Source organism: Ruegeria sp. BE1 (assembly GCF_056538885.1).
This window is the reverse complement of the sequence record NZ_JBQFTY010000008.1, coordinates 167,486-173,567: the sequence shown is the minus strand read 5'-3', so window position 1 is coordinate 173,567 and position 6,082 is coordinate 167,486. Positions and strand designations below refer to the sequence as shown.

The 6,082-nt window shown below is 59.7% G+C and carries 4 protein-coding genes; 1 reads left to right on the top strand and 3 read right to left on the bottom strand.

Annotated elements, in window-relative coordinates; all coding sequences use genetic code 11:
• Positions 1-1,178 (bottom strand): mannose-1-phosphate guanylyltransferase/mannose-6-phosphate isomerase (locus ACR0J5_RS19550; protein ID WP_480656390.1); only part of this gene is annotated, 1,178 nt, incomplete at its 3' end.
• 159 nt (positions 1,179-1,337) lie between these two features.
• On the opposite strand from ACR0J5_RS19550, the gene ACR0J5_RS19545 reads away from it, so the two are divergent.
• Positions 1,338-1,808, top strand: coding sequence for a heme-degrading domain-containing protein (locus ACR0J5_RS19545; protein ID WP_480656388.1), 471 nt, complete (start codon positions 1,338-1,340; stop codon positions 1,806-1,808).
• 21 nt (positions 1,809-1,829) lie between these two features.
• Here the strand turns inward: ACR0J5_RS19545 and ACR0J5_RS19540 are convergent, their stop codons facing one another.
• Both ACR0J5_RS19540 and ACR0J5_RS19535 read right to left on the bottom strand, forming a co-directional pair.
• Positions 1,830-4,943 (bottom strand): efflux RND transporter permease subunit, encoded by a 3,114-nt coding sequence (locus tag ACR0J5_RS19540; protein ID WP_480656386.1) that lies wholly within the window; start codon positions 4,941-4,943, stop codon positions 1,830-1,832.
• An 8-nt stretch (positions 4,944-4,951) separates the two neighbouring features.
• Positions 4,952-6,049, bottom strand: coding sequence for an efflux RND transporter periplasmic adaptor subunit (locus ACR0J5_RS19535; protein ID WP_480656384.1), 1,098 nt, complete (start codon positions 6,047-6,049; stop codon positions 4,952-4,954).
• Positions 6,050-6,082: the final 33 nt, after the last annotated feature.

Genomic DNA, 6,082 nt, shown 5'->3' with positions numbered 1-6,082 from the left:
CCGGGGTGGACGTGGATGCGTTTGACCTGAAACCTCTCGCCCACCACAAGGCTTTCGAACCAGCCCCAGGGCCGGTGATCCTTGGGAAAGGTCGTCGCCTGCGCCGCGCCCTTGGATTTCAGCGCCGCCACCGCCTGTTTCACGTCCTGCGCCCGGGTCGCATCGGCCACCAGAACCGCGTCATTCATCGCCACCGCGATGATGTTCTCGACGCCGATCCCCACCAGTTCGACCTGTTCGCTGTCCGAGCGCAGCAGCGTGTTGCGGCAGTCGATGGCCGTGGCCGCGCCGCTGGTCACCACGCCGTCGCCATCCGGCCCGCTTTCGCGCCACACCGCGTCCCAGCCGCCCAGATCGGACCAGGCCGCGTCAAAGGGCACGACCGACAGGTTGTCGGCCTTCTCCATCACCGCGTAGTCGATCGAGATGTCCTGCGCCTGCGCCCAGGGTTCGGGGTTCAGCCGCAGAAAACCCAGATCGGGCGTGGCGCTGTCCACCGCCGCCTGAACCGGCGCGATCAGATCGGGCGCATGGGCGCGGAATGCGGCCACCATATCGGCGGCGCAGAACAGGAAGATACCCGCATTCCATTTGAACGTGCCGGCCGCGACCATCTCGGTCGCGCGGGCCAGATCGGGCTTTTCCACAAACTGTTTCAGCGCCACCGGCGCCCCGTCGCCCGCTGGCGCGGCCAGTTCCAGATAGCCATAGGCGGTCTCGGGGTGGGTAGGCGTAATGCCAAAGGTCACCATCTGGCCCTGCGCCACCGCGTCCATCCCGCGGGCCACGGCGGCCTGAAACGCCGCCACATCGGGCACCACGTGATCCGAGGGCGCCACAAGCAGCACCGCATCCGGGTCCTTGGCCACGGCCTGTAGCGCGGCGGCCAGCACGGCGGGGGCGGTGTTGCGGCCCTCGGGCTCGATCATGATGGTGCCCGGATCAATGCCCGCGGCCTGCAGCTGTTCGACCACGATAAAGCGGAAATCCGAGTTCGTCAGCACAACGGGGGCCGCAAAGCTGATCGCCGCTGTGCGCCCCGACAGCCGCCGCGCCGAGGCCTGAAACAGCGTTTCCTCCCCCACCAGCGGGACAAACTGCTTGGGATAGCTTTTGCGCGACAAAGGCCACAGGCGCGTGCCCGAGCCGCCACAGAGAAGGACGGGTGTGATCAACATAAATAAGCTCAAATTCCGATGGTCTGCACAGTCGTCCTAGTCAACACAATACGCCATGACAAGACCAGCCGAAAATCCGACTAGGGCATGAAACCGCAAATGGCGGTGGTAGCGCTAATAGCAAACGGATAGTGTGCGGCAAAAAGGAGAGGACGCGCTTTGAAAACTCAATCCATAAACCTTGATGCGGCCGGTTTGCTTGAGCAGGAACGCAGATTGCGGTTCGCGGAATTCGGACATAATGCAGGCGTTGAGCTGGGTCTGGCCCTGCTGAAGGCCGGACGTTCGGCGGATCTGCCAATTGCGATTGACGTATTTGCCTTTGGCCAACAGCTGTTTCATGCCGGGCTGCCTGGCAGTTGCGCAGATAACGGATCGTGGATTGCCCGGAAACGAAACAGTGTTCTGCGGTTTGCGCATAGCTCGCTCTATATGGGGCAGTATTGCCGTGAACAGGGTGTGACGCTGGAAGAGAAATACTATGTATCGTCGCAGGAATACGCCTCACACGGTGGAAGCTTTCCGATTATCCTGACCAGCGGCAGTGTTGTAGGTGCCGCGACGGTGTCAGGCCTTGCGCAGCATGACGATCATGACCTCGTGGTCGACGTGATGAGTACACTGCTCTGAGGCGGGGTTCGCAGACCGATCCTACCTGCGAAAGGCGATCAGATACTCTCGGGCTGATTGCACCGCCGCATAAAGAACCGGGATCATAAGCAGGCCAAGTGTGCTGTCGACAATCATGCCGAACAGAACCGGATAGCCGATCGAGACACGCGCCGCAGCCCCCGCACCGCTGGACAGGACCAAAGGCATCACGCCGATGACAAAGCACAGCCCGGTCATCGTCACAGGACGAAACCGGGTTTCTGCAGCTTTCAGCGCGGCCTCGTGAATGCCGGCCCCGGCTTGTCGCTGCTGGTTGGCGAACTCCACCACCATGATGGCTTTTTTCGCCGCCAGACCGATCAGCAGCACCATTCCGACCTGAGCAAAGATATTGCTGGTCAGGAAGGGCAACATCGCCACGGGTAGCAGCGCACCCAGCAGGGCAAAAACGGTCGACGCGATGATCGAAAGCGGCAAAACCCAGCTTTCGTACAGCACCACAAGAAACAGATAGGCCAGTATCAAGGCGGAAAGCATGATATAGGGTACCAAGCCCTGAGACTGTACCTCTTGCTGGGTGACACCGGACCAATCGATCCGGAAGCCGTCGGGCAGAGTTTTGTCGGCGATCTCTTGCACTGCGGCAATCCCGCCGCCCGAGCTGACACCCTGGGCCAATTGTGCACTGACCGATGCGGCGGTGAATAGGTTGTAGCGAGGAATTGAATCAGGTGCGAGGACCGGCTCGGTGCTCAGGAAATTGCGCAGGGGCAGGGACTCTCCCGCCGAATTCTTGACATAGATATTGTCAACGTCATCCAGGGTTTGCCGGAACCTGGCGTCGGCTGAGATAATGACCCAGTATACCCGATCCGAGAGGATGAAATTGTCCACGTAATAAGAACTTAGATTGGCCTGAAGCGCGGTGAAAATGTCAGAAACGCTGACCCCTAGCGCCTCGGCCCGATCACGGTCGACTGATAAATGGTATTGGGGGGTCTGCCCCGAAAAGCTGCCATGCGCGCGGACAAACTGGGGTGCGGCGTTCAGCGCAGTCACAAATCCGGTCATCACCGCGTCCAACTGACTGCCATCGGCCTTTTCCAGATCCAATAGCTCGACAGAAATGCCTCCGGTTGAGCCCAGCCCGTGAATGGTCGGGAAAGAAAACACATAGCTTTCAGCCTGTGGCAGCGCAGCAAGGCTTTTGTCCAAATTCCGCATGATGGCATGCTGCTTCAGATCGGGGCTTTTGCGTTGGTCCCACGGATCCAGTCTGATGATCGCCATACCGGCATTTGACCGCCCCCCGGCCAGCATGCTTGCGCCTGAGACGGTTGTCACCGTGTCCACGCCGGGTGTCTTCTCGATGACTTTGCCGGCCTGTTCCATAAAAGCCTGCGTCCGCTGCAGCGAGGCCCCGTCCGGCAGGGTTATCGCCGCCATCAATACGCCATTGTCCTCTTGCGGGATCAGACTTGTTGGCACGGTTTTGAACAAATAGACGGTGCCCGCCACGGCGGTCCCAAACACCAGCAAAGACACCAGAATGTGCCGCAGCATAACTGACACAAGGCGCATATATAGCCGTCTGAGCCACAACACGGCCATCGGCACAAAACGCAAAGGACCAATCGGCCGCGCCTGTGTTTTCAGCAGCATCGCGCACAGAACCGGGGACAACGTCAGGGCGTTCACTGCCGACAGGACAAAGGCAAAAATGATGGTCGCGGCGAATGGGTAATAGATCGCCCCGGTCACCCCCGGAAAGAAGCAGACGGGCACAAATACAGCGGCCAGAACAAAGGTGGTGGCGATGATCGGTCTGTTGACCTGCGAGATCGCTTTCAGCGTCGCCTCGCGCGGGGCCAGACCCTCATCCGTCAGAATGCGCTCAGCGTTTTCGATAATGATGATGGCGTCGTCGACAACCAGAGTGATGGCCAGCACAAGGGCAAACAGCGTGATCATATTGGCGCTGAACCCGACGGCAAAGATCAGGCCAACCGCGCCCAGCAGCGACACGGGGATCGCAATGGCCGGGACAAGCGTGGCGCGGAAGCTCGCCAGAAAGAAAAAGGTCACGGCGACGACCAGACCGGCGGTCAGGCCAAGAGTTTTCAGAATATCCCGGATCGACACCCGAACCGCGTCGGTCACATCATAGGTGATTTCATAGGACACACCGTCTGGAAACTCTTTCGACAGCTCTTGCAACAACGCGTGCACACTGTCCGAAATGTCCAGTGCGTTTGCATTGCTTTCCTGATGCACCGCGATGGCTGCCGTGGTTTTCCCGTTCAACCGGCTTGACCCGGAATAAGTGGCCGACCCAAGCTCGATCCGGGCGACATCCTCAAGGCGGGTCACCGACCCGTCCGTGCCGGTGGCCACGATGATCCGGCCGAAATCGGTGGCATTGCGCAGCAGACCTTCGGCCCTCAGCTTGTACTGAAAATCGATACGCTCATCCCCAAAGGGCGGGGCACCCACCTGTCCGGCTGCGGCGACAAGGTTCTGGTCCCGGATCGCGTCGGCAATTTCGGCTGCCGTTATGTTCAGTGCGGCCATCCGAACGGGATTGATCCAGACCCGCATGCTGTATTCCAGTTGACCGTATTGCGAGACGCCGCCCACTCCGGTCAGGCGTTGCAGGGGGTCGTGCAGGAATTCAGCGGCATAATTGCTGAGGAAAAGCGCGTCCCGGGACCCGTCCGGTGAGGTCAGATTGATCACAAGGACCGTGTTGCCGGACTGTTTCGTGACCTCGATCCCCTGTTGCTGCACGACCGAGGGCAATTCCGCACTGGCCAGCGCGATGCGGTTCTGAACCTCGACCGCGGCGACATTGGGATCGGTGCCCAATTCGAAAGAAACGCTCAGGTCATAGCTGCCGTTGTTTGCGCTTTTGGACCGCATATACAGCATGCCCTCAATGCCATTCATCCGCTCTTCGATGGGGGTCGCGACGGATTCCTGAATGACCTGTGCGTCGGCACCGGGATAATGCGCGTTAACATAGACCTGCGGTGGGGTGATGTGCGGGTATTCCGAGATCGGTATCAGCCGCAGGCAGACCGCCCCGAACAGCACCATCAGAATGGCGATGACAGCAGCAAAATGCGGGCGGTCGATGAAATAGCGAGAGATCAAGCCATCCCCTAACCCTGGCTTTCCACCGGATCGACGACCAGTCCGTCATGAATCTTTTGCAGGCCCTGAATAACGACGCGCTCACCCGCGTCGAGGCCCTTGTTGACCTGCGTTACGGTGGCGGTCTGTGTCCCGATCTCTATCGGTTTGCGGTGGACAGTATTCTTGTCGTCGACCGTAAAGACAAAATAGCCCTGTTTGTCGAATTGCACAGCGTTGCGCGGGACGGTCAGTACCTTGGTATCGTCTGACCCGCTTAGCCCTACGATGACAAACTGACCGGGGATCAACATGCCGTCAGGGTTGGCGAAGGTGGCCCTCAGTTCAACGGTATCCGTGTCCTGACCGACGCTGTCGCCGACAAAGGTAACTTGCCCCTGACTGTCATAGGTTTCCCCGTCAGCCAGAGTGATTTGGGTGGTCAGTTTTACGTTGTCCCGGGAAATTGATCCGTTGCGCCGTTCACGCAGCAAGACCGGTTCGCTGATGAAAAAGCTGACCAATATCGGGTCGATGCTTGTGACCGTGGCCAGAACGCCGCTGTCAGAATTGACGAGATTGCCGGCATCCACCGCCGACAGCCCGATGCGCCCATCAATAGGGCTGGTAATCTGAGTATAGCCCAAATCGATCTGGGCAATCCTGAGGGCTGCTGCGGCGGCATCCACGGCCGCTTGCCCTTCGGCAAAACTGGCGCTGGAGGTGTCCAGAACCGATTGTGAAATGTCGCCCTTGTCAAACAGCGCCTGCTGCCTGTCCAGATCGGTCTTGTCGCTTTGGGCTGCGGCCTCAGCGCTGTTCAGGGCGGCCTGTGCGCGGTCCACCCGGGCCTGATAGGTCTGTTGTTCGATCTGAAACAGCACATCACCCTTGGCGACAACCCCGCCCTCGGTAAAATTCACCTCTTCCAACACGCCTTCGACGCGGGCTTGCAGATCAACACTCTGATCGGCGACGACGCGGCCGACGAACTCATCGCGTTTTTGCAGGGACTGGAATGAGGCTGCAGCGACCACAACGCTTGGTGCAGAGTCAGACTGTGCGCTGGCGGGAGGGCCGAGAGAAAGCGCCGCCAAGGTCAGAACGATGCAACTGGCTCGTGTCATCCCCTCACTATTCACACCGCATAGGAACGGCGC

Coding starts and splice junctions, on each gene's coding strand:
- ACR0J5_RS19535 (WP_480656384.1), bottom strand. CDS start 6,049: ATGACACGAGCCAGTTGCATCGTTCTGACCTTGGCGGCGCTTTCTCTC.